This is a genomic window from Alteromonas gracilis (assembly GCF_043642145.1).
Taxonomy (GTDB): domain Bacteria; phylum Pseudomonadota; class Gammaproteobacteria; order Enterobacterales; family Alteromonadaceae; genus Alteromonas; species Alteromonas gracilis_B.
Map to the genome: position 1 here is coordinate 240434 of NZ_JBHZRZ010000001.1, position 25114 is coordinate 265547.

The 25114-nt window shown below is 43.6% G+C and carries 21 protein-coding genes and 1 tRNA gene; 9 read left to right on the forward strand and 13 right to left on the reverse strand.

The features are described from left to right. Positions 1-47: 47 nt before the first annotated feature. Positions 48-878 carry an HAD family hydrolase gene (locus ACHUFN_RS01020; protein ID WP_394220426.1) on the forward strand — a complete coding sequence of 277 codons (831 nt, stop codon included), beginning with the start codon at positions 48-50 and terminating at the stop codon, positions 876-878. Between the two features lie 53 nt (positions 879-931). Here the strand turns inward: ACHUFN_RS01020 and ACHUFN_RS01025 are convergent, their stop codons facing one another. Both ACHUFN_RS01025 and ACHUFN_RS01030 read right to left on the reverse strand, forming a co-directional pair. Further along, positions 932-1636 carry an SDR family NAD(P)-dependent oxidoreductase gene (locus ACHUFN_RS01025; protein WP_394220427.1) on the reverse strand — a complete coding sequence of 235 codons (705 nt, stop codon included), beginning with the start codon at positions 1634-1636 and terminating at the stop codon, positions 932-934. 20 nt (positions 1637-1656) lie between these two features. Continuing rightward, on the reverse strand, positions 1657-2187 hold the full coding sequence (locus tag ACHUFN_RS01030) for a DUF2878 domain-containing protein (protein WP_394220429.1): 531 nt from the start codon (positions 2185-2187) through the stop codon (positions 1657-1659). Positions 2188-2336: 149 nt separating this feature from the next. Between ACHUFN_RS01030 and ACHUFN_RS01035 the strand changes: the two genes are divergently transcribed. From ACHUFN_RS01035 to ACHUFN_RS01045, 3 genes are all read left to right on the forward strand, one after another. Beyond that, positions 2337-3965: a diacylglycerol kinase family protein gene (locus tag ACHUFN_RS01035; protein ID WP_394220431.1), complete on the forward strand. Its 1629-nt coding sequence runs from the start codon at positions 2337-2339 to the stop codon at positions 3963-3965. 7 nt (positions 3966-3972) lie between these two features. After that, the gene (gene gdhA / locus ACHUFN_RS01040; protein ID WP_394220432.1) at positions 3973-5316 is read left to right on the forward strand and encodes an NADP-specific glutamate dehydrogenase; all 1344 of its coding nucleotides are present in this window, start codon (positions 3973-3975) and stop codon (positions 5314-5316) included. Positions 5317-5531: 215 nt separating this feature from the next. After that, a complete protein-coding gene (locus ACHUFN_RS01045) occupies positions 5532-5987 on the forward strand; it encodes a hemerythrin domain-containing protein (protein WP_394220433.1) in 456 nt (151 codons plus the stop codon). Positions 5988-6126: 139 nt separating this feature from the next. Here ACHUFN_RS01045 and ACHUFN_RS01050 read toward each other — a convergent pair whose 3' ends face one another. The 9 genes from ACHUFN_RS01050 to rlmE form a co-directional block, all read right to left on the reverse strand. Then, positions 6127-6285, reverse strand: coding sequence for a YqaE/Pmp3 family membrane protein (locus ACHUFN_RS01050; protein ID WP_394220434.1), 159 nt, complete (start codon positions 6283-6285; stop codon positions 6127-6129). Between the two features lie 198 nt (positions 6286-6483). Beyond that, on the reverse strand, positions 6484-8775 hold the full coding sequence (locus ACHUFN_RS01055; RefSeq protein ID WP_394220435.1) for a putative bifunctional diguanylate cyclase/phosphodiesterase: 2292 nt from the start codon (positions 8773-8775) through the stop codon (positions 6484-6486). 238 nt (positions 8776-9013) lie between these two features. Beyond that, positions 9014-9099 (reverse strand) — tRNA-Leu (locus tag ACHUFN_RS01060). A 10-nt stretch (positions 9100-9109) separates the two neighbouring features. Next, a complete protein-coding gene (gene secG, locus ACHUFN_RS01065) occupies positions 9110-9523 on the reverse strand; it encodes a preprotein translocase subunit SecG (RefSeq protein ID WP_394220436.1) in 414 nt (137 codons plus the stop codon). Positions 9524-9533: 10 nt separating this feature from the next. Further along, on the reverse strand, positions 9534-10277 hold the full coding sequence (tpiA, locus tag ACHUFN_RS01070; protein WP_394220438.1) for a triose-phosphate isomerase: 744 nt from the start codon (positions 10275-10277) through the stop codon (positions 9534-9536). A 96-nt stretch (positions 10278-10373) separates the two neighbouring features. Further along, positions 10374-11717 (reverse strand): phosphoglucosamine mutase, encoded by a 1344-nt coding sequence (gene glmM, locus ACHUFN_RS01075; RefSeq protein WP_394220439.1) that lies wholly within the window; start codon positions 11715-11717, stop codon positions 10374-10376. A gap of 9 nt (positions 11718-11726) precedes the next feature. Further along, the gene (gene folP / locus ACHUFN_RS01080) at positions 11727-12551 is read right to left on the reverse strand and encodes a dihydropteroate synthase (RefSeq protein WP_394220441.1); all 825 of its coding nucleotides are present in this window, start codon (positions 12549-12551) and stop codon (positions 11727-11729) included. 230 nt (positions 12552-12781) lie between these two features. Further along, entirely contained in the window at positions 12782-14728 is a 1947-nt protein-coding gene (ftsH, locus tag ACHUFN_RS01085; RefSeq protein ID WP_394220442.1) for an ATP-dependent zinc metalloprotease FtsH, read from the reverse strand. 101 nt (positions 14729-14829) lie between these two features. Beyond that, positions 14830-15459, reverse strand: a complete 630-nt coding sequence (gene rlmE / locus ACHUFN_RS01090; protein WP_014949364.1) for a 23S rRNA (uridine(2552)-2'-O)-methyltransferase RlmE — start codon at positions 15457-15459, stop codon at positions 14830-14832. 95 nt (positions 15460-15554) lie between these two features. Between rlmE and yhbY the strand changes: the two genes are divergently transcribed. Together yhbY and ACHUFN_RS01100 are read left to right on the forward strand one after the other, a co-directional pair. After that, complete coding sequence (gene yhbY / locus ACHUFN_RS01095) at positions 15555-15848, forward strand: ribosome assembly RNA-binding protein YhbY (RefSeq protein ID WP_014949363.1); 294 nt, start codon at positions 15555-15557, stop codon at positions 15846-15848. A gap of 114 nt (positions 15849-15962) precedes the next feature. After that, on the forward strand, positions 15963-16739 hold the full coding sequence (locus ACHUFN_RS01100) for a 3-hydroxyacyl-CoA dehydrogenase (protein ID WP_394220443.1): 777 nt from the start codon (positions 15963-15965) through the stop codon (positions 16737-16739). Between the two features lie 94 nt (positions 16740-16833). Here the strand turns inward: ACHUFN_RS01100 and ACHUFN_RS01105 are convergent, their stop codons facing one another. Further along, the gene (locus tag ACHUFN_RS01105) at positions 16834-17538 is read right to left on the reverse strand and encodes a hypothetical protein (RefSeq protein WP_394220444.1); all 705 of its coding nucleotides are present in this window, start codon (positions 17536-17538) and stop codon (positions 16834-16836) included. A 268-nt stretch (positions 17539-17806) separates the two neighbouring features. Here ACHUFN_RS01105 and ACHUFN_RS01110 point away from each other — a divergent pair, with 268 nt between their 5' ends. Then, complete coding sequence (locus ACHUFN_RS01110; protein ID WP_394220445.1) at positions 17807-18709, forward strand: RDD family protein; 903 nt, start codon at positions 17807-17809, stop codon at positions 18707-18709. Positions 18710-18874: 165 nt separating this feature from the next. On the opposite strand, the gene ACHUFN_RS01115 is transcribed toward ACHUFN_RS01110, so the two are convergent. Further along, a complete protein-coding gene (locus ACHUFN_RS01115; RefSeq protein ID WP_394220446.1) occupies positions 18875-21271 on the reverse strand; it encodes a Lon protease family protein in 2397 nt (798 codons plus the stop codon). Positions 21272-21617: 346 nt separating this feature from the next. On the opposite strand from ACHUFN_RS01115, the gene ACHUFN_RS01120 reads away from it, so the two are divergent. Then, positions 21618-22220, forward strand: a complete 603-nt coding sequence (locus ACHUFN_RS01120) for a hypothetical protein (RefSeq protein WP_394220447.1) — start codon at positions 21618-21620, stop codon at positions 22218-22220. Between the two features lie 283 nt (positions 22221-22503). Continuing rightward, positions 22504-25107 carry a leucine--tRNA ligase gene (gene leuS, locus ACHUFN_RS01125; RefSeq protein ID WP_394220448.1) on the forward strand — a complete coding sequence of 868 codons (2604 nt, stop codon included), beginning with the start codon at positions 22504-22506 and terminating at the stop codon, positions 25105-25107. Positions 25108-25114 lie beyond the last annotated feature (7 nt).

Below are 25114 nucleotides of genomic sequence, written 5' to 3' on the forward strand. Positions count from 1 at the left end.
GTATTTTGTTAGCGGTAATCATTGAAAAGAAACTGAGCGTCAATTGTATGGATTTACTATTTTTTGATCTAGACGGGACTTTGCTAAACAAATCTTCCAAAATTTCTTCGTTCACCAGAGAAACGTTAGGTTTACTAAGCGAAAAAAATATCGCATTTACCGTGGCAACCGGGCGCACAATGCATTCAGCACAGTTTGTGTTACAGGACCAGTCGTTTGTATTGCCACACATCTATAACAATGGCGTTGCAATTTGGGATCCAACTGGTAATGCACTTACCTTGGAAAATTTGCTCGCCCCCACCGAAGTAAATCTCATCATTGAGCATGCTGTTAAAAACAACATTACGCCATTTGTTAATACAGTAGATATGGATAGCCCAAATCATGAGCACGTTATTTATCACTCAATGCCTAAGCACAAAGTAGAACACGATTTAATTGAAAAATATTTCTCTCGGACAAAAGCTAGACTTGCTCCAATCGAAAAGTTACCAGCAAATGCGCATATCACCAACATAAGCATGATTGGCGATTCTCCCGTTGTATATGACATGTACAAGCAATTGAACATGCACGACGAACTCATTGCTTACTCGGGCCCTGCCATTGAAGGCGATGAGTATCGTTGGATGGATGTTCATCATAATTTAGCGAACAAAGGTAGCGCTGTAGAACTATTGCGTAGTCAATTGGGCGCGAGCAACGTTATTTGCTTTGGAGATAGCGATAACGACTTAAGCATGTTTAAGCTCGCTGACGAAGCTTACGCGCCCGCAAATGCAAAGCCTTACATCAAAGATGTTGCCACCTCTGTTATAGGTCATCACGACGAAGATGGCATCGCCCATTTTTTGCGAGAGCGATTTTCTCTCTAAGGCTTAGTGCGACCTAAGGCTTGGTGTGACAAGATTTGAATACCAATATTTGATTACCAGTTAATGGGCTCTCTGTCTTCAAAGAATTGACCGTGTGGGCCCCCCTCTTCCATAGTCGCAAGCCAAATCGCCGTATCTGCACCTTCTTCTGGAGTCCTCGGCGCATTACTTCCTCCCATTCGGGTGTGCACCCAGCCCGGGTTCATACTGTTAACAGTAACATCAAGAGCCTCGCCATCTGAAGCTTCGTCAACTACAGCAGCCATTTTAACCGTCAGTGCATTCAATGCCGCTTTTGATATCGCATAACAAAGTGGGCCTTTAAGTTCTTGCGCAAAACTGCCGTAGCTCGAACTAACATTAACAACGCGACCAAAGCCTCGTTCAATCATTTGTGGCAGCGCTTGCTGTATTAACGTTAAAGGTGCGTTTACATTAACCTGCATAGACTTATTAAGGATCTCAGAATTCACTTCTTTCCACGGTGTATTGTCCAACACACCTGCATTGTTAATTAAAATATCGATAGGCCCGTAGACGGCTTCTGCACGCACAAAGGCATCAACAATTGCGGTCTCATTATCCAAGGGCATTTCTATAATGTGTAAATCGCCTCCCACAATGTCTTTTTTAGCTTCAAGGCCCGACTCTTCGTCTCTGCACCCCATAAGCACTTTATAGCCTTTAGACAGCATTCCTTTTACTATCTCAAGGCCAATGCCACGGTTACCACCGGTTACTAATACGTTCTTCGTCATTGCCAATACACTCCTTGCGTTTACGCTTGGGCCTGATTCGCCTCAAAACGATTGGATAGGTAGAAACAAAGTGGGAAAACAAAGCTCCACACTAATGCGATGAAAATATAAGAAAGCACAAAACTTGCCCCAAGCTCGACTGCCCCAAATTTAGCGCCTGCGATGTAGCTTAAAGGCGCAAATACTGCACCAGCGATTGATGCAAGTACCACACGCCCTTTGAATGCCGTTAAACTGTGATAAACGGTGCCCGCAAACGCAGCCCATAGCAGGCTTAACCAAATAGGTATTGGCCAGAAACCAAGCAATGCTTCTGATTTTTCAAATATAAATAATCCACTAATAGTCAGTACCGCATCTACGATTGTGCCTAAAAGAAAAACTGCACTCATTAGTTTAATGTCTTCAACACGCTTCGGCGAAAAAATAATCCACAAAATAATTAAGCTAACCACAGGGATAACGGCCTTGTTTTGAAACAAGATCACCAGCCACCAAATGGCCTGAAACCAGGCAAAGTTAACAACTTTCAGTACCACACTATTTTTCATTTAGCACTCTCGTATTGTCATTATGAGAGCATACGTTTACACCTTCGCGTTAGTTCAAATCGCTAGCGACAAAAGTAAACGAAAACGTACCAACGTAAGTATAGATGCATAGACTGAACGCTTTTTCTATTACAAAGGACGTGTTAATCGTGAAAATGGTCAAGTATTACGTGTTAGGTGCAATTGTCTCGTTACTGTTAACGCTGGTAGTACCGATTATACTATTGAAGGTGGTTTTTGGTTGGATAGCGTTTTCGCTAATAGCAGTAAGTAGCGCATATTTATTAAACTACCCTAGTCTTTTCAGAAAACGTGAAGATGGCTCAATTCCTTTCTATATTCGCTGGATTTTTGTTCCTTTCTTACTCGGCTCTTGGCTATATAACGAGTACGCACGAAGAACCGATAAGGTGCCGCCACTACAAAAGATTGAGCCGTATTTGTTTTTAGCCTGTCGAATGTCAGGCCAACACGTGAACTTGTTAAATGAAAACAACGTTGATGCAATTTTAGACGTAACCGCTGAATTTGACGGTTTAGACTGGACTGCATATCAAGAAGATTACCGTTATCTCAACGTTCCCGTGCTCGACCATACTAGCCCCACGCCTGAACAGTTGGTGTTAGCCATTAATTGGTTGAATCAACAAATATCTGAAAAGAAAAACGTTGTAGTGCACTGCGCACTCGGCCGTGGCCGTTCTGTACTTGTGGTTGCCGCTTACCTGCTTGCCAAAAACCCTTCTCTTAGTGTCGAGGACGCCCTTTCCTCAATTAATCAGATTCGCCAGACTGCTAGGCTGAATAAAAGACAATTAGCGTCGCTACAAAAAATAAAAGATGGTGGGCTGCTGTCTTTGCAAAGAAACCTAACGCTCATTGTTAACCCCGTAGCAGGTGGAGGAAAATGGGGTGAGTATAAAGATGATGTGTTATCGCGGTTGAATGAAAAATTTAAGGTTACGGTAAAAGAAACAACCCCGGATGTTGGCGGCAAAGCACTTGCAGAGGAAGCGAAGAAAAACGGCGCAGACATCATTGTCGCTTGTGGGGGAGATGGCACGCTAACGGAAGTTGCTTCTGCACTTGTTAATACCTCTGTGACAATGGGAGTTATTCCTTTTGGTACTGCTAATGCCCTTAGCCAAGTTTTACATGGGTATATCAGCAAAGTTATGCCAATAAGCACAGCATGCGACATCATCATTAACGGAAAAACATTGGCTATCGATACAGCTACGTGTAATGAACATGTGATGCTCTTGGTAGCTGCAGTGGGCTTTGAAGAACAAATGATTTCGGCCGCCGATAGAGAAGAGAAAGACATAGGCGGTCAATTTGCCTATTTGAAAGGGCTTTGGAACGCCATTTCTAACAATGAAAATATGAAATTTGACGTAACAATTGACAACAAAGAGTCAGAAACTCTGGAAACCCCAAGCTTCGTTATAGCCAATGCAGCGCCCATGACGACAGCTTTAGCGCAAGGTGCCGAACCACCAGACATTACCGATGGCAAATTGGATTTAACATGGCTAGTGCCTCAACCGTCTTCAGACAAGCAGTTTCTTTCTTTGGCCGAGTTGGTTTTAAGCCCAGCAGACGCAAAAAAGCAATCGCAGTCAATAAAGCACGAACGCGTTGCAAATATAACGTTAACGTTTGATAAACCTACGGCCTACGCGGTTGATGGAGAGATTTACAAAGACAATTCGTTAACGGTAAAAACTTGCCCTCAGAGTCTAACTGTACTTACCAATTTTGAAGATAAGGAATAAAAATTCTATGGCACAACAAAGTAATTTCGATGAAATTTATACATTTCTTACCGAGAGATTTAATGGCGAACCAGAATATCTTCAAGCGGTTCATGAAGTGCTTCAAGACATAGTTCCTATCTATAATGCTAACGAAGACTACAAATCATTCGATATCGTTAAACGAATTTGTTTTCCTGAACGCATTATTTACTTTACCGTCACGTGGATGAATGGCGATGGTGAGGTAGAAATCAACCAAGCTTGGCGAGTACAGCATAACTCTGCCATGGGACCGTACAAGGGCGGTTTGCGATTTCACCCTACTGTTAATCTGTCAGTTTTGAAATTTCTTGCTTTCGAGCAATGCTTTAAAAATGCGCTAACTGGATTACCTATGGGCGGAGGAAAAGGCGGCTCAGACTTTAATCCAAAAGGCCGAAACGATCGAGACATCATGTTATTTTGCCAGGCCTTTATGAGCGAATTACAGCGCCATATTGGCGCTAATACCGATGTACCCGCGGGAGATATCAATGTAGGCGCAAGGGAAATCGGTTACTTATATGGCGAATATCGTAGACTAAATAATAAATTTGAAGGTGTACTTACTGGAAAAGGCTTAGAGTTTGGGGGCAGTTACGTGCGAACCGAAGCTACAGGCTTTGGGCTTATCTATTTTCTAGAAGCAGTCTGCCAGCATAAAGGGACGCAAATAGAAGGAAAAACCATAGTCGTTTCTGGTGCAGGCAACGTAGCACTTCATGCTGCACTTAAAGCCGTAGAAAAAGGTGGAAAGGTTATTTCACTGTCTAATAGCCGTGGGCTGTTGCATAACGAGCAAGGTTTTGACGAAGGAACAATTAAGTGGGCAATTGATAATCATACAGCAAGCAATAATATACTTGCTGACATGGCCGAAAATGACATGGGAAAATGGCAGAAAAATAAGAAGCCTTGGCACCTAAAGTGTGACATTGCGTTGCCTTGTGCTACACAAAATGAATTAGAGGAAGCTGATGCTAAGTCGCTTCTAGAAAACGGTTGTGAAATGGTATTAGAAGGGGCCAACATGCCCTGCACTAACAAAGCTCAAAGCCGTTTTCTTGGCGCAAAAATTGCCTATGTGCCTGGAAAAGCCTCTAACGCTGGCGGCGTCGCGCTATCAGGGCTTGAAATGGGTCAAAACGCCATGTTCAATCAAAGAGAAGCTAGTTTACTCGACGAACAGCTTTACACAATAATGGAGAGCATCCATCAACGATGTGTGAACGAAGGGAAAGAGGAAAGCGGCTATGTTGACTATATGAGAGGCGCAAACATTGCTGCTTTCAGGCGACTTGCAGACGCTATGGTTGCTCAAGGCGTGTAATGGTCTAGTGTTGCCGATTCATTCTCTAGCGTGAATATATCGGCAACCCAAATGTAAAATTTGCTTTATTTATTAAAGCACCAATCAAACATCTTCTCTCAAAAAAGTAAAAAATGTTATAAAACAATAACTAATCACCCCATCATTCATGGAATAAAAATAGCATTAAGTAAGTTGGCATTACTATTTTATCGCTATTAAATGAGGGAACTCACATGAAAATTTTTGAAGCTTTACGCCAAGATCACGAAAAGCAGCGCTTACTTTTAAAGATACTTGCAGAAACTAGCGGCAACACTGCTGCTCGTCGCGAATATTATCAGGAGTTGAAAGCACAACTTGAAAGCCACGCCGTTGCCGAAGAACGCCATTTTTATACTCATCTTTTGGAAAAAGACGCTACGGTAGATTTGACGCGTCATGGTATCGCAGAACATCACGAGATTGATGAGCTAATAGAGAAGCTCGATGAAACAGATATGAGCTCTCCTGCTTGGCTACGTCATCTGAAAACACTGCAAGACAAAGTAGAGCATCATCTTGCGGATGAAGAACAAGAGTTCTTTCAAGTAGCTGGAAACGTACTTAATGATCGTCAAAAAACAAAGTTGGCAGACGAGTATAGAGAAGAAATGAAACGAGAGTTAAATGAAGAAAAGCTTTCTGCGTAGCTTTGAACACAACTCGTTGATTGAACGAGGCTGCGAATTCTGCAGCCATGATTAAAAAGCCAGCTTCAATAGCTGGCTTTTTTTGGTTTGATGTTAGTGTTCGGCGTAATTTCAAACGTCCTCACCAAGTAACATTCGCTTACTTTTTAGCAATAATATAAATCGCGTGAATGACGCCAGGAAAATAACCCAAGATCGTGAGAATGATATTAATCCAGAAGTGAGTTCCAAGACCCACTTGCAGAAATACGCCCAGAGGTGGAAGTAAAATTGATAATAGTATCCGAATGATATCCATAAAATATTCCTTATTTTTGAAGTAATTTCACAACTCAATGGGCAAAATACTCACACTTTTGCGAATTATTAAGGCCCGCAGAGCGGTATTAACGTTTCGACAATACTGTTTGCATTTACAATGCCATGTCACAGTCATCGCCAACATCTGAGTCGTGTTTACTCCGAAAACCTCAACTTTAATGGTTAAAAATAGCTTTTAATTGTAAGACGTATTTTGCAACCATTCCTCTAGGTCTTCCCTAACGAGCGGTCGACTAATGAAATAACCTTGCGCTATGTCACATCCCCAACTCTTCAATATTTCAAAAGACGCACCGTCCTCTACACCTTCCGCAACGACTTTCAGGTTGAACACGTTTGCCAAACTCAAAACCGTATGTACTATCTGTTGATCATTCTCGTCACTGGCGAGTGAAAGAATGAAACTCTTATCAATTTTTATTGTTTTGACAGGCAAGTTTTTTAAGTAAGCTAGGGAAGAATAGCCTGTCCCAAAATCGTCGATGGCAAAGTGAAAACCACGAGCTGTTAGTTCATTTAAGTTTTCTATTGCCAAATTGGCGTCAGCAACCAAGTCACTTTCTGTAATTTCAAGTTCAAGGGCCTCAGGCGACAACCCTTCTTGTGTAAGTAACGACACAAGCTTACTGAGCAACACCTTGTTCTGAATATCTTGTGTAGACAAATTCATTGCAATGGTAAAATCGTACCCCTTTTCTCGAAAGTACGCCAAATCTGAAATAGTTTGCTTCATTACCCAAGAGGTAACTTGCTCAATGAGACCAGCCTGTTCAGCGATGGTGATAAATTCATCGGGTGGTACAAAACCTAAAACACTGTTATTCCAACGAATCAATGCCTCCATGCTACATACTTTCATTGTTTGTAAATCAACTTTAGGTTGATATACCATCGAGAGCTCATCCTGATGTCCAGACAAAATTCGCTTCAACTCAGTGGTTATTGTTAGCCGCCTTGTATATTTGTCTTCTAGTTCAGCTCTGTAACGAACACACCAATTTTCGCCATGAATGGCTTCATCGGTTACGATGTTCATTTTTTTAAATAGATCTTCAGATGATGCGGCATCTTGTGGGCAATCGAGTACCGCCATCGCTACCTTTACCGGAATGGCTATTAAATTGCTCTCTACAGGTTGTTCTAATATATGCTTGAGCGTTTCTAATTGAGTGTCATTAAGCGATTGGTGTGTGATGTAAAGAATTTCCCCGCCAGCTAAACGTGCAGAGGTGCCCGGCCATCGCTGTAAACGCTCAGCCAGTGCTTTTAATGTATTATCTCCGTTTGAATAACCATAGAGATCATTAATTGTTCTAAAACCAATCACCGTGATAGCTACAACTTGAACTGCTCGGCCTTCTTGCAGCTCAGCCTCGAAATAGCCTTCTACGAAATTCCGATTGAACAGCCCAGTGAGTACGTCGTGCTCGGCTTGATACCGAATGTGCTTTTCACGACTTTTAATGCTTGCCTGCATACCATCAACAGCATTGGCGAGCTCTGTAATTTCTTTGAGTTTTGAGGGAGCCTCAAGCGTAGCGCCGTATTTACCTGATGCTACTTTATTTACCGCTTCAACTAGCATTGATACAGGCTTACTGACATTGCGAGCGAGCAACATCGATAGGCCAAGGGCTGTAAATATCGCGATTAAAGAAAACGCTAATATAGTTAGTTGAATTCGGGTAAATGCATTAAAAGATAGCGTTGTATCGACGGCCAGCGTTATGTTAACCGGCAACTCATTAGCCTCACCAATGCTTACGTCCCGCGCAAAGTACGTTAATTGATCTTTAAAGGTAACGTCAATCCATGAAGGGTCTCTATCTGACGCCAAAATACGATGAGCATTTTCTTCGCTAAGCGTGCTAATAAGTATGTCGTTGGAGTTCAATCTCGATATGATGATATCGGCGTCAACCAACTGCTTCAATTCTTCAAGCAGCATACTATCGAATTCGATACCAATTAGCATGTAATACCGCAGTGTAGGTATTTCCACGCGAATGACATTAAGCTGAACCAAGTTGTCATTAACCACAAAAAAGCCGCTGTCTCGGCCTTTAGCAACTAAGGCTAAGCTGCTATCGATATTCTGGCCAACTTGGAACAAGGGGGTATTCGATGCTACAACCTGATGATCTAAGCTTACCAATGCAATGATGTCGGTATTTAGCCTTTCTGCATAACTGGTAAACGCCGCTTCAATTGAGGGTATGTTTCCCGTGCCAACTGCTCGCCTAAAATCAAATGAACGAGAAAGAACTTTGGACACACTTCGAATAACGGCCTGCCGATCCGCAACGACTTTATCAAACACTTTCTCAGCGAGCAGGATATCGTGGTCAATATTCTCAACGACAAGCGTATTAGCAGAGCGCCATACTGACCCAACAATCAGAAGTGATGCTATAACAATACCTATAAAAAGGGTTTGAAATAAACTCTGACTTAGTGTTTTTTGCACTCTGGTGCCTCGTGAAATTTGAATTAACTGTGCAGCGAACCAGATTGGCCAGCAGCTAAAAGAATAGCTGAATAACGCGGCTAGGAACAGGGATAACACCCTGTTAATTTTGAATTTTAATGCTTTGTTACATTTAAGCGTTCAAACAAAACAGCCATTTTAAAATTGGCTTTTTGTTAAAAATAACCCTGTGTTTTTAAACAAAAAAGGCCAGCAAAATTGCTGACCTTTTTTAAATTGGTGCGGAAAGCGGGACTTGAACCCGCACGAGCTATGCTCACCACCCCCTCAAGATGGCGTGTCTACCAATTCCACCACTTCCGCGTAAACTTTATTAATTAGAGCCGTCAGACTCTTCAGATTTTGGTACGTCTGTAACATCACTTTCAATTACAGGTACGTCGTTCTGAGTTGCGTCTTCAATAACTGGTACGTCTTGGTCAGCTGGTAGCGCTGGCTCTGCTTCAATAGACGCTGGAACTTCTAAGTTGTTCCACTCGTCTTCTGCGCTCTCACGATTCGCTGTCATTGCACCTAATGAAAGGCTAATGAAGAAAAACAAACCTGCAAGAATTGCAGTTGTACGCGTCATGAAATTACCAGAACCTGATGAACCAAATACTGTGTTTGAACCACCAGAGCCAAATGAAGCGCCCATATCTGCACCTTTACCTTGTTGGATTAAAACAAACCCAATAAGCAATAGCGCTACAATAAGGTATGCTACTAAAAGCACTTCGTAAATCATAAATACCTCGTCAGTTTGCCGATTGGCAAATTGAAATAAAATCGTCAGCTTTCAAGCTGGCACCGCCAATTAAACCACCGTCTACATCATGTTGAGCAAACAGGGTTTCAGCATTTTCTGGCTTTACGCTACCGCCGTACAAAATACGTAGGCCTTCAGCCAACTGTGCGTCTATCTTATAAAAGTAGCCGCGAATAAATTCGTGTACTTCTTGTGCTTGTTCTGGGCTAGCTGTCTTACCAGTACCAATTGCCCAAATAGGCTCGTAAGCTATAACTGTTTTGCTAAGCTCATCTACAGACATTGCATCAACAAGTGCTTGCAACTGCTCGCCAACAAAGGCTCCAACGTTACCCGCTTCTCTCACTTCTAGTGGTTCACCTACACAAATAATAGGAACAACCCCTGAACCAACACAATGCTTAGCCTTTAATGCAACAAGAGCGCTCGATTCGCCTTGATCTTCTCGTCTCTCAGAGTGCCCAACAATAGCGTAGCCACAGCCCGCTTCTTTAAGCATTTCAACAGACAGCTCACCTGTATGAGCACCGTTGTCTAAATGACTTACGTTCTGAGCACCTTTGGCAAATGACGTGGTTTCGAACGCGTGCAAAAGAAGAGATGGGGCACAAATAACAATTTCTGCATTCGCTTTTACATCTGCTAACTTTTGATTAAATTCAGCAACTAATGCCAAATTTCCGTTCATTTTCCAGTTGCCAGCCACGAATGGCTTTCTAAGATTTTTAGTCACAACGCAGACCTTAGCCCTGTCTTCAAAGCGGGCGTGATATTAACTATTTAATTGAAAAGTTACAAGCACAAAAACTAAAATTTCTAGCTACGCCAACTAATTGGCGAGATTACGAACAGTTCCAGCAATGTACTCAGCCCATTTCTTCGACTGACTCTCATCATTCGACTCTACCATAACGCGAATCAGTGGCTCAGTACCACTTTTACGAAGCAATACCCTGCCCGTCTTACCTAGACCTGTTTCAGCTTCTTTCTTCGCATCTTGCACGTCGTTGTGCGCCAAGTAGTCCACATCTTGATTGGCATATCTTACATTGACTAGCGTTTGGGGGTACATTTCAAAGCCACTTGCCAAATCGTGTAAGTCCATGTGAGAACGAAGCATAGCCGCCAATACTTGAAGCCCTGCTACAATACCATCACCAGTAGAGCTCATGTTGAGATTGAGCACATGCCCTGAATTTTCGCCACCTATCGACCAGCCTTTTTGTTGAAGAAGTTCCATCACGTAGCGATCGCCCACATTACTTCTGGCGAATGGCACCCCTAACTTCGATAGCGCATTTTCAAGGCCAAGGTTACTCATCAGGGTACCGACAACACCTCCCTGCATTTTGCCATTTTTAAGTGCGTCACGGGCAATTATATAAACAATTTGATCGCCATCTAAAATATTACCTAGGTGATCAACCATCATAATACGGTCGCCATCGCCATCTAACGCGAAACCTAGGTCAGCCCCTGTCTCTTTTACTTTTTCAACAATGGCGTTCATCGACGTTGCACCAACACTATCATTGATGTTTAGGCCGTTTGGCGCTGTGCCCAATTCAATGACCGTCGCACCTAGTTCTCGTAGTACGTTAGGTGCAATGTGATACGTTGCGCCGTGTGCACAGTCTACAACAATCTTAAGGCCGGTAAGTGAAAGCTCAGACGGGAACGTGCCTTTACAAAATTCGATGTAACGGCCTGCAGCATCATTTATGCGCGTAGCTTTACCTAACTTATCAGACGCCACACATGTCATGGGTTGCTCAAGCATATCTTCGATAGCAAGCTCAATATCATCATCTAGCTTAAAACCTTGAGCAGAGAAGAATTTGATACCGTTGTCATAGAAAGGATTATGAGAAGCACTTATCACAATACCCGCTTCAGAACGAAACGTTTTGGTTAAGTATGCAATTGCAGGAGTAGGCATTGGGCCAAGCAAGCCAATGTCGATTCCTGCTGCAGACAAACCTGCTTCTAATGAAGATTCCAGCATGTAACCAGAAATACGCGTGTCTTTACCAATAAGCACCTTATTCGTGCCGCGACCCGCTAAAACTTTACCCGCTGCCCATCCCAACTTGGTCACGAATTCAGGGTTTATATTGCTCTCGCCTACTTTCCCGCGAATTCCATCGGTGCCGAAATATTTGCGCTGTGTCATTATTATTCCTTATTTGATTGTATTCAGCATTTTCACAATATTGACAGCATCGGCTGTTTCTTTCACATCGTGAACGCGAATAATCTGTGCGCCCATTTGGGCCACAATTGTAGCGAGGCTTATGCTTCCCGCCAAGCGCTCGTCTACATTTCTGTTAAGCAAATTGCCAATCATTGATTTTCGAGACATACCAACTAACACCGGATACCCTAAAGCCATAAGTGAGGGTAAGTGTTTAACTAACGCATAGTTGTGTTCCAGCGACTTACCGAAACCGTAGCCAGGGTCGAATAAAATCATTTCTTTAGGTATACCTGCCTCTTCGCATGCATTAGCGCGATCTAACAGAAAATGCCCCACCTCTTTCACAACATCGCTGTATTGAGGGTTTTGTTGCATGGTTCGGGGTTGCCCTTGCATGTGCATTAAGCAAACGGGTACTTTAGCGTCAGCAGCCGCTTGCAGCGCGCCTTGCTCTTGCAAAGCGCGTACATCATTGATTAGACCCGCTCCCGCTCTTGCAGCCTCGCGCATAACGTCAGCTTTGCTGGTATCAATAGAGATAACACATTCGGTGTTTTTTGCTATTGCCTCAATAACAGGTATTGTGCGGTCAAGCTCTTCTTGAAGCGATACATCGGGTGCGCCTGGCCTCGTCGATTCACCACCAACGTCAATAAAGGTTGCGCCTTCTTCAATCATGCGAAGCGCGTGTTCGACGGCTTGGGGAACGTTAGCGTGCTGGCCGCCGTCAGAGAATGAATCGGGTGTGACATTTAAAATGCCCATCACGTGTGGGTGTGATAGGCCAATAAAGTGGTTACCAAACTGCATGAGTTACCTGCATTATCATGTTTTAGAAGTGGAGCTATAGCGCACACTGATTTTTCCCTGAGATGTTAGCAACATTCATTACTTGAGAATGTACGTACATTACAGGCTGCTACTTAACTAATAACAAAATTTATATCGTCGTAAGTTTTGATTAAAACCGAGAGCAAAACCAATACGCGGTAATAAAAAACGCCAGATAAACTGGCGTTTTTGGCTATCATTTTGAAGACTTAGCTAGGAATGTCACCCGGCTTGCCTACCGACGGTTTGTCTACACCGTCATTCTTAATTTCACCTTCACGTACTGGCGCACCACCACTAGGCTTGTCACCACCTGATGGCTTGCTGTCGTCCCAATCTGCTGGCGGACGAACGTCAGTGCGGTTCATAAGATCATCAATTTGCTTAGCATCAATGGTTTCGTACTTCATCAGTGCGTCTTTCATTGTATGCAAGATATCAATATTTTCTTCAAGGATCTTCTGGGCACGGTCGTAGTTGCGGTCAATCAGTGATTTAATTTCCGCATCAATGGCACGTGCTGTGTCGTCAGACATGTTTGTTGCCTTAGACATAGACTTGCCCAGAAACACTTCGCCTTCGTCTTCAGCATAAAGCATTGGGCCCATTTTGTTCGACAAGCCCCACTGGGTCACCATCTTGCGTGCAATTTCAGTAGCGCGTTCGATGTCGTTAGATGCACCCGTGGTCACTTTGTCGTCACCATAAATAATGGCTTCAGCAATACGACCACCGAACAGACTAGAAATCATACTTTCTAAGTGCTGTTTAGAGTGGCTTACACGGTCTTGTTCAGGCAAGTACATAGTTACACCCAACGCTCGACCGCGTGGAATGATTGACACTTTGTATACCGGATCGTGCTCTGGTACCAATCGACCTACGATAGCGTGACCCGCTTCGTGATACGCTGTCATTTCCTTTTCAGGCTCTGACATCACCATAGACTTACGCTCAGAGCCCATCATGATTTTGTCTTTCGCTTTCTCAAACTCTTCCATTGAAACAAGGCGCTTGTTGCCGCGAGCAGCGAACAATGCAGCTTCGTTTACTAGGTTAGCAAGGTCAGCACCTGAGAAACCTGGTGTACCACGAGCAATAACCGACGGTTCTACGTTATCAGCCACTGGCACCTTGCGAATGTGAACTTTAAGAATTTGTTCACGACCGCGAATGTCTGGAAGACCAACTACTACCTGACGGTCGAAACGACCAGGACGAAGTAACGCAGGGTCTAGTACGTCAGGGCGGTTAGTTGCCGCGATAACGATGATACCTTCGTGACCTTCAAAGCCGTCCATTTCAACAAGCATCTGGTTAAGGGTTTGCTCACGCTCATCGTGACCACCACCTAGACCTGCGCCACGTTGACGACCTACCGCATCGATTTCATCGATAAAGATAATACAAGGCGCTGCTTTTTTCGCTTGTTCGAACATGTCACGCACACGAGATGCACCTACACCCACAAACATTTCAACGAAATCAGAACCCGAGATAGTGAAGAAAGGTACTTTCGCTTCGCCGGCAATCGCTTTAGCAAGCAACGTTTTACCTGTACCCGGAGGACCTACCATTAATACGCCCTTCGGAATTTTACCGCCTAGCTTTTGGAACTTAGATGGATCACGTAAGAAGTCTACCAGCTCAGATACATCTTCTTTCGCTTCATCGCAGCCCGCTACGTCAGCAAATGTAGTTTTAATTTGGTCTTCACCAAGCAAGCGCGCTTTGCTCTTACCGAACGACATAGCGCCACGGCCGCCGCCACCTTGCATTTGACGCATGAAGAAAATCCATACACCAATAAGCAATAACATGGGGAACCATGAGATGAAAATAGACGTTAGAAGAGACTGCTCTTCTGGTGGTTCACCGTATACTCTTACGTCGTTTTTAACTAAGTCAGATACCAACTTGTCGTCGAAGTAAGGGACGAATGTTTGGAAAGTTTCGCCTGAACGCTTAGTACCGCGAATTTCGCCATTATTATTGATGCGAACTTCACGAATATTTCCCTGTTCTGCTTCTCTCAAAAACGTTGTGTAGTCAGTTTGCGAACGAGACGATTCACTCGGTGAAAAGCTCTGGAAAACCGACATTAAAACAACGGCGATGACTAACCATAAGATTAAATTTTTTGCCATATCGCTCAATGCTACTAACCTCTATAAACCCGAATTGCTTGTATATTCAACAAGTTGATTATTGAATAAACGACACAACTCGCAACGAAAACCGCTTAACCCAAAGCGTACTACACTTTATACCCACAAGCCACCAAATACACCTCACGAGAACGTGATCTGGACGAGTCTGGCTTACGCGTCTTTATGGTGGTGAAAGATTGTTTAAGTGCGTTCATGAACTCAACAAAACCTTCACCTTGGAACACCTTTATGACAAATGAACCACCAGGCTTTAGAACTTGGTGACACATATCAAGCGCTAGTTCGCAAAGATACATAGAGCGAGATTGGTCAACCGAAGCATTACCTGCAAGGTTCGGTGCCATATCAGACAACACAATATCTACGGTGTTCCCACCGATTCTGTTCAATAGTGCGTCGAGAACAGCGTCCTCTCTGAAATCACCTTGTAAAAAGTCTACGCCTACTATTGGATCCATGGGCAAAATATCGCACGCGATAACTTGGCCATTGTCGCCAACAAGCTGTGCAGCTAGCTGTGACCAACCGCCTGGAGCCGCACCAAGGTCTACAAGTGTCATTCCTGGTTTAATGAGCTTATCTTTTTTCTGGATTTCTTCCAGTTTGTAGATAGCTCTCGAACGCCAACCTTCCTTATTTGCTTTTTGCACATAATGGTCGTTAACGTGTTCTTGTAACCAGCGTTTACTGCTGGCGGAGTGTTTCTTTTTTGTCATTCCAACACAATGTCATTAGGATTGTAGAGAAGATGGCGTTAGAATACGTTATTTCAAGCATAAACTAACAGATTAATTGTAAGAAATATTACTTCATGAAACTTTCAAATAAACAGAAACAATTTCTAAAGGGCCTTGCACACCCTCTTAAACCTGTTGTGCAACTAGGCGGAAACGGCCTCACAGAAGGCGTAGTTGCCGAAATCGATAATGCACTAAGTCATCACGAATTAATTAAAGTTAAGGTACCTACCGATGATCGCGAAGAAAAAGCGCTTATCATGGATGCCATCGTTCGTGAAACAAACTCAGTTAAGCTTCAGGTAATTGGTCACACGCTAATTATCTACCGCCAAAGCGAAGACTGTAAAATTCAGTTGCCAAAATAGCGGCAAAATAACTGAATGAAAGGTGCCGGTTCCTATCGGCACCATAGTTTTTCTTCTTACTTCCCGTTAACATCACGTTAATAATAGTGAATAACTAGGGTTTAAGGGAAAACTATGACGCTAAACAACCTCACCGCCATTGTTACTGGTGGCTGTTCAGGCCTAGGCCACGCTACTGCTATCGCCCTTCGCGATGCAGGTGCCAATGTAAGCATTTTCGATTTAAACGAAGAGATAGGCGCACTACGCGTAGAAGAGCTCGGTAAAGACAACACGCTTTTCACCAAAGTCGACGTTCGTGATGAAGCATCTGTTCAAGCGGCTATCGATGCCACAACTGATAAGTTTGGCGCTATTGCATTGGTGGTAAACTGCGCAGGTATTGCGCCCGCTAAACGATTACTTGATAGAGAAGGAAACCCAGCACCTCTTGGTGATTTCCAAAAAACTATCGACATTAACCTTGTAGGAAGCTTCAACGTATCGCGTTTAGTAGCGGCTACAATGGCAAAACAGTCGCCCATTAACGACGAGGGCGAGCGCGGTCTAATTGTAAATACCGCTTCAGTTGCCGGCTATGAAGGTCAGATAGGCCAAACTGCTTATGCCGCGAGTAAAGGCGGCATTATCGGCCTTACTTTACCCATGGCACGAGATTTAGCCCCATTGGGAATACGCGTAAACACCATCGCGCCTGGTGTAATGGGCACACCAATGCTTCTTGCTATGCCAGAAAAAGTGCAAGATGCCCTCTCTGCGAACGTACAGTTTCCAAAACGCCTTGGCCTACCAGAAGAATTTGCGAAGCTGGTTATTCATATGGCAAACAATAGCTATTTGAATGGAGAAACGATCCGTTTAGATGGCGGTTTGCGCATGCCGCCCAAATAACGGGTAAAAATGTGCCTACAGACTGCACGTTAATTAAAGTTACAAAAAACCCGCCTGTTGGCGGGTTTGTTTATTCAAGAAACAAGCCGTGACATTAACTTTTCATTTTCATTAACGTGTCTGCTTCAACGGTAAACCGATTGAAGAAATCATCTTCTAATTCGCCACTAATTCTAACGCGTTCACCTTTTACTAAAGTTAAATAACCATTTTCATCAACTGGGGCATCTTCTAGCTCGTCTAGCTCAACAGTTAATGTTGCTTCGCCTACCTCAATTTGCAATGCCTCTTTACCAATTGATCTAATCGTACCTACTACCACCATTCCTTCGTCATCAAAATCAATATTGTTTGCGGTGCTAAGGTAGAGGTCTGCTGACGCTTGATCAACCGAATCGGCCAAATAAACCGTGTCCATATCTTCTACGATGACACTTTGAGCTACCAGCCTTTCGTTCGAAAACATGCCTTCATCAAGATGCGCAGTTACCATAACTTCTTCACCGTCGATTTCCGCGTAAGCCTTGGTGTCTAAGTCAGTGTCTTTTAACTCTACAAAAATTTCACCATCACCGTAATCAAGTGTAAAGAACTGTGAATCGACAGCCGTTACTTCACCCGTTAATGTTATCCACGTATTATCCGATACTGAAGTTCGAGACATGGGTTGCATTGACGTCGTTGATGCTCTCATTTCTGCTTTTTTCTGCTCATCAACAGTAGTATGCGCCATGACTGATGAACTCATCATCGCCGCCGAAACAAGCGTTGCTGCAATCGTACGTTTGGTGTTAAACATAGTGACCTCCTTAAAGGCATATTTGTTATCCATTCAAATTCCTTAAAGCAAAGCAAATGCCACCCATATAAATCAATAACTTACACCAAATTAAAATTAGCTCGATATTGTTTAATATGGAAAATTATTCCGACTTTTGAAGACATTACACTGTATCTACCATGCGTATCTGTCTGGCCCTAACGCAACAGTCAAAAAAATTTTAAAAAAACATGCCTTGTTGTGTAAAGTAGCGTTATGGAATTGTATTAAGCACAGTGGACGTCGTATGTCGCACACACATCAACACGTTGAAGCCCAGCCTATTAGCCGTGAAGTCGAAAACAATACTGCAGATAAAGCAGATACCGTCGAAACGAAGGATATCGTCACGCCTTACGCGTTTGGTGTGGCTGAATCACTTTTAGGAAAGCGCTTGGCTACACCTTTTCAACGAGGTTTAGCTCAGTGTATCGACCTTTTATTCGTCGCCATTCTAAGCTCGCTTGACGCATTGTTTTTAGCAATCATTGCCACGGCGACCTTTTATAAAGCCAGTCACAATCTCGCCCACAATAGCGATAGAAAAACTACGCGCTCCTTTCTGCGAATAGGTGGTGCGTTCATGCTCTTTTGGACGGTATTGCTAACGTTAGACGTTGCGAACGAGGCTAATTATTTCCGTGACGATACTATCGCCAATAACTCAAGTGATACCGGTAACAGCTCAGGTAAAAAGAATGTAGCGATTGAAAGTGTGGGTGTAAGCGGCCCATTTCGAAATAAAAATTCGTCTGTAGAAGCCTCTCAGAAAATTGCAGATATTGATAAAGAAATCGCCGATTTCGATGAACCACCATCAGAGACTCTCACTGCTACTTATAGCATCGTCAAATGGATTAAAGGATTAATAACAGACCTTGGCTTGGGCTTTGGCTGGGCAGCACTTTATTACAGCGTGTTTACCGCTTGGTTCAGTGGAAAAACATCAGGCAAACGGTTGCTTAATATACAAGTACTCAAACTCGATGGCTCTGGTCTTTCGCTATGGGAAAGCTTCGGTCGTTACGGTGGTTATGGTGCGGGTTTAGCAACGGGGTTGCTTGGATTTATGCAAATTTATTGGGACCCTAACCGGCAAGCCATTCAAGATAAAATATCGGAAACTCTGGTCATCAGCTACCGTAATTAATTTGCTCCAATATCTACTTTTGACGTTGGGTTATTTCGAGCGCCCGCGCTTTTCTGAAAAACACGTTGTCCGATTGCGGCAGCAATAAATTAGTGCTTAGAGATATTTTGCATAAGCAATCAAAAAGCGCGAGTCGACATTACGAGTACGCGCTTCGGTTTCTATCTATTCGCCTTCTCCGCCGTTTACAATTAACGCTATATTGTATAAACGGTTCACCGCATGATAATTAATAGAATTTTTAGGGTAGCGACCTTTGCTGCTGATTTTACCCGCCTCCTGTTCCATTAAAATGGTTAACGCATCATCAACGGTCTCAACAGTGTAAATATGGAATAGCCCTTTCTTTACTGCATCTATTACCGTTGCATCCAATACCAAATTAATGGCATTTGATTTAGGAATAATGACGCCTTGCGTTCCCGTTAATCCGCGGTGCTGACACAAATCGAAGAAGCCTTCTATCTTCTCATTCACGCCCCCTACAGCTTGTACTTCACCATATTGGTTGATAGACCCAGTGATCGCCAAAGTTTGTAAACAAGGAATTTCAGTGAGTGCTGAAATAAGAGCCACTAATTCACCCAGCGATGCACTGTCGCCGTCAATGTGTCCGTATGACTGTTCCAACGCAATATTCGCAGAGAGTGTTAACGGAAAGTGTTGAGCATACTTATTACCTAAGTACCCGTTAAGCAACATTACGCCTTTCGAATGGATAGGCTGACCTAACTCTACTTCTCTTTCGATGTCGACAACGCCGCTCGCCCCAGCAAACACAGTAGAGGTAATACGCGCAGGGGTACCAAATGCTGTGTCGCCAATATCAAGAACAGTCAATCCATTCACTTTTCCCACGGCTTTACCTTCAGTGGCAATGAGTACATGCCCTTCTTTAATGTCGTTAAGCAGGGTTTGGCTAACGCGTCCGGTGCGACGTTTTTTCGCGCTAAGCGCTGTTTTTAAGTGGTCAAGCTCTAGCGTATCGGCATTGGTCTTTTTGCAAAAGTAGTAGGCTTCATTAACTAACTCTATCACTTCAGCGAAATGCGCAGAGAGTTTCTCTTTATGTTCAGCCATTCTTAACGAATATTCTACAAGTCGGCACATTGCATTGGCTGTGATACCGTTTAGCCCCAACTGGGATAAATGCGCCCTTACTTTGCCCACAAAGTCGAAAAGCGCTTGGCGTGTAACAGGGATTTCTAAATCGAAATCGACCAACACCCTAAACAATTCATCGAATTCATCGTCGTAATCTTGCAGCGTGTAATAAAGGTCGCGCGAGCCCAACAAAACAATTTTCACACTTAAGTCAATTGGCTGAGGGTTAAGCGTAATATTATTCACCATACCTACGTCTTGCTGCGGTAAGTCCATACGCAGGCGCTGAGACTTAATAGCAAGCTTAAGGGTATCCCACACGAAAGGTTGTTCTATAAGTTGGTCTACGTCTAATAGAAGGTAACCACCGTTCGCGCGGTGAAGTGCCCCTGGCTGAATCATTCTGTAATTGGTGAACACACTGCCGTGAATATTCGTGTACTCAATTTTACCAAACAAATTTTGATAAGTGGGGTTTGGCTCGTAAATAACAGGCGCAGCATCATCAAGCTTATTCGATACCAGCACATTAGGAAGAAATTGCTCTTCTAAAAATACCTTCTTGTCGAAGTCGTCGCTTTTTTCTTCTTTTTGTTCTTCACTGTGAATAACCAAGATGGCGTTGACCAAAGCAGTTTTAAGCTGCTTAAGATACTTCATTACTCCAAGTTCAGATGCGTACTTATGTTCAAGTACTTTTAGTAACGGCTTTATTCCCTGCTCTGCGGTTTTTTTATCAAGCTCACGAAGTCGCTCTGAATTTTCGCGCTTCCATGTAGGTAGGCTTAATAAATTTTCACTTAGTCGGTTTTCAAGTTCATCAATTAGCGAATAAAAGCTCTCTCTTTGAGCATCACTAAGCGATGCAAACTCTGTATCATTTAAGGGTTTACCATTCACAATGGGCGAGAACGTGATTGCCCCACCTTCTTCATACAGCGCAACATCGTTGGCTTGTGCATAGCGCTCAACCGCATCAATTGCTGCATCGTATTTTTGTTCAAATTCTCGTGAAATGGACGCGCGGCGACGCTGATAGCCTGGGTTATCAAACGCAATTGGCAAAGAGTCCAGCACATCGTCGATAAGTGCGGCCATGTCTTTATGAAAGGCTTTTCCACCGCCCGGTGAAAACTTAAGTGCGACCGGTTCGCGCTCTTCATCAAAATTGTTGATGTAACAACAATCGTCAGGCGCGGGAAGTTGAGCTACTTGGCGCTCAATGTAGTCCTTTACTAAGGTAAAGCGCCCGGTAGCAGGTTCACCCATAACATAAAGGTTGTACCCTTTTGTGTTAATTCCTAAACCAAACGTTAGCGCTTCGCGAGCGCGCTCTTGCCCGATAAAGGTTGCATTGAGTGCTTCATCATCTTTTAACGCGCTATTAATTGCACGGCGATTGATGGTGGGCGATAAGGCGTCTACATCTAACGCATATAATTTACTGTCTACAGACATGTCTGTTCTATGTTTGTTTCTTTAGTTAAGTGAAACCCTAATTAGCATTAGTGTCAAATGCTTATCGGTAATAAGGTGCCTTTGCGCTATTAACTGACCAACAAACAACCACCTCTTTCAAAATATGATGATTTAAGGTGCGATGAATAGGAGGAATGAGTCGGGTGTTAGTAAGAAGCAAATTAATATGAATGTTTGCCGTGCCCCTTCACTTGCAAACTAATGTGCAAGTAAATGCGGTCGTATAATAGAGGCTTCGCATGTGCACTTTGGCAGTGGCAACATTTTGGTTCATACTGCCAAAAGCGTTTAACAAACAACAACAAAAATGAAAACAGGCTAATAAATGATGACAGGTACAAACTCTCGAGCTGCATGTTTACTCTTAACATTATTGGGCGCAGCCTATTCCTCGGCTACTATGGCCAAAGTCAATTACGCTGACAATTCGGGGTTTTCCATATCGAACGTTAGCGAAAGTCAGATGCCAGTAGAAGTCGTTTATTCGAATTTTATTCAACATGTTGATATGTGGTGGCCAAAAGATCATACGTGGTGGAAGGGTACACTTAGAATCGATGAGCAGGCTGGCGGCTGCTTTTGCGAAACCACAGACGTCGCAAGTGCGGTACACATGCAAGTAAGTTTAATTGAACCAAACAAAAAAGTAGTGATGACCGGGGGGCTTGGACCACTTCAAGAAATGGGACTAACAGGCGCGCTCATTTGGGAGTTCAGTACCATTGAAGATAGCGCTGCAACTAAAACCGGCGATGACCGCGTAATGTCATCGAAAACACGAGTAACACTTACTTATAATGCATCGGGAAATATCCACTTTAATGGTAAAAAGGCATCTATTGATGACGCAACCAAATTGGTTAATGTGGTTGATAAAGTGCAAAGCCAACAACTTAAATCACTGACCGCGTTTAGCGATAAAAATTAAATCTGTTCTAAATGTAGAAATGTTAGGACTATAAATTGCCAAGATCACGTTATTTAGCTCCAGTTTACTTACTAAGCGCTCACTTTTCGCGCAAGCAACAATAAAATTCGACTTGTTCAGTATTAAGCTATTGAGGCATTGCTTAGCGCTGGGTTATTCTAGTGGGCTATATGTATGTTGGGTGGGGGAAAACCCGCGCGCGGCAAACACGCAAATATGCAAAAAAATGTGCGTCGTACCAACCCATAAACGTTTTAACTATTAATGCGGAAGCCTAAGTTTCATGGCCGATAATCAGTACAACCCGAAAGAAATTGAACAACGCGTTCAGCAATACTGGGAAGACAATCAATCTTTCAAAGCTAATGACGACGTAGAAAAAGAAAAATTCTACTGCCTGTCAATGTTCCCTTATCCGAGTGGCCGACTTCACATGGGTCATGTGCGCAACTACACAATTGGCGATGTAATCAGTCGCTTTCAGCGCATGCAGGGTAAAAACGTATTGCAGCCTATGGGTTGGGATGCTTTCGGCTTACCAGCAGAAAACGCAGCCATTAACAACAACACTGCGCCTGCGAAATGGACATATTCGAATATCGATTACATGAAAAACCAACTTCGCTCTTTAGGCTTCGGTTACGACTGGGACCGCGAAGTTACAACGTGTAAATCAGATTACTACCGTTGGGAACAATGGTTCTTCACTCGCCTTTATGAAAAAGGTTTAGTGTATAAGAAAAACTCTACCGTTAACTGGGATCCTGTCGACCAAACCGTTTTGGCTAATGAGCAGGTTATTGACGGTCGCGGTTGGCGCTCTGGTGCTCTAGTTGAGCAAAAAGAAATTCCTCAGTGGTTTATCAAGATTACCGACTATGCTGAAGAGCTATTGCAAGATCTTGAACAGCTTGAAGAATGGCCTGATCAAGTACGCGCCATGCAAGCAAACTGGATTGGCCGTTCAGAAGGTGTAGAAATTACCTTCGATTTAGCGTCAGCGGTTAACGACATTTCCGATTTAACCGTTTACACAACCCGTCCAGATACTTTTTACGGTGTAACTTACGTAGCAGTAGCGGCGCAGCATCCACTTGCGGAGTTTGCTGCACAGTCGAACCCTGATTTAGCGGCGTTTGTTGAAGAATGTAAAAATACCAAAGTAGCTGAAGCAGAATTGGCGACAATGGAGAAAAAAGGTTGTGCAACAGGCTTAGAAGTCATTCATCCACTTACTGGTGAAAAGCTTCCAATCTGGGTCGCCAACTTTGTACTAATGGACTACGGCTCAGGTGCGGTAATGGCAGTTCCGGGCCACGACCAGCGCGACTGGGAGTTTGCGACAAAGTACGATCTACCCATTAAGCAAGTGATTGCGCCAAATGCTGGTGATGAAGAGAACTGTGATTTGTCGGCTTCTGCTTATACAGAAAAAGGCAGCTTAATTAATTCTGACAAGTTCGACGGGCATGATTTTGATGCCGCTTTTAACGGTATTGCGGATGAACTAGAAAGCAAAGGCTGCGGTAAACGTAAAGTAAACTACCGCCTACGCGATTGGGGTGTTAGCCGTCAGCGTTACTGGGGCGCGCCTATTCCAATGTTGAATTTGGAAAACGGTGAGTCAGTTCCTGTTCCTGCTGACCAACTACCTGTAGTTCTGCCTGAAGACGTAGAAATGAATGGCGTAACATCGCCGATTAAAGCTGACCCTGAGTGGGCTAAAACCATGTTTAACGGCGAGCCTGCTTTACGAGAAACCGACACCTTCGATACGTTTATGGAGTCTTCGTGGTACTACGCCCGCTACTCAAGCGCTACAAACCAAGACGCCATGCTAGACCCTACTTCAGCAAACTACTGGCTGCCAGTAGACCAGTATATCGGTGGTATAGAGCACGCTATTTTGCACCTGCTTTATTCTCGTTTCTTCCACAAGCTGCTTCGCGACGAAGGCTTAGTGAATTCTGATGAGCCGTTTAAGCGCTTGCTATGTCAAGGTATGGTATTAGCAGACTCATACTACCGTGAAGACGCGTCTGGAAAGAAAACATGGTTCTCGCCAACCGAAGTTAGTACTGAAAAAGATGACAAAGGCCGTATTGTAAAGGCGTGGTTAACTGCCGATGGTGAAGAAGTGATTCACGGCGGTATGACGAAAATGTCCAAGTCGAAAAATAACGGTATCGACCCACAAGAAGTTATCGACCAATACGGCGCTGACACTGTGCGTCTATTTACCATGTTCGCAGCGCCACCAGAGCAAACGCTTGAGTGGGTAGATTCTGGCGTTGAGGGTGCAAACCGCTTCTTACGCCGAATTTGGAAGCTGGTAACCGAACACGTTGAAAAAGGTACACCTGAAGCGATTGACGTTAAGGCACTATCTAAAGATCAACAGGCTCTTCGCCGTGAAGTACACAAAACCATTGAAAAAGTGTCTGACGACTTAGGTCGTCGTCAAACCTTTAATACGGCTGTAGCTGCGGTGATGGAACTATTGAACCATCTGCAAAAAGCACCACAAGAAAACGCACAAGACATCGCCATTATGCGCGAAGCGTGCGAGTCTATCTTGTTGCTTCTTAACCCTATCACGCCGCACATTGCACATGAGCTTTGGAAGGTATTAGGTCACAGCGAAGATATCGATTTGGCGCCGTGGCCGCAGGCTGATAAAGACGCGTTAGTGGAAGATGAAAAGCTGATCATTGTTCAGGTTAATGGAAAAGTTCGCGCTAAAATGACGATTGCTGCAGATGCAAGCAAAGAGGCCATTGAAGCGTCAGCGAAAGAGCAACCCAACGTACAACAATTTACAGAAGGTAAAACCATTCGCAAAGTAATTGTTGTTCCTGGCAAGCTTGTAAACATTGTCGCTAACTAGGTCAGAA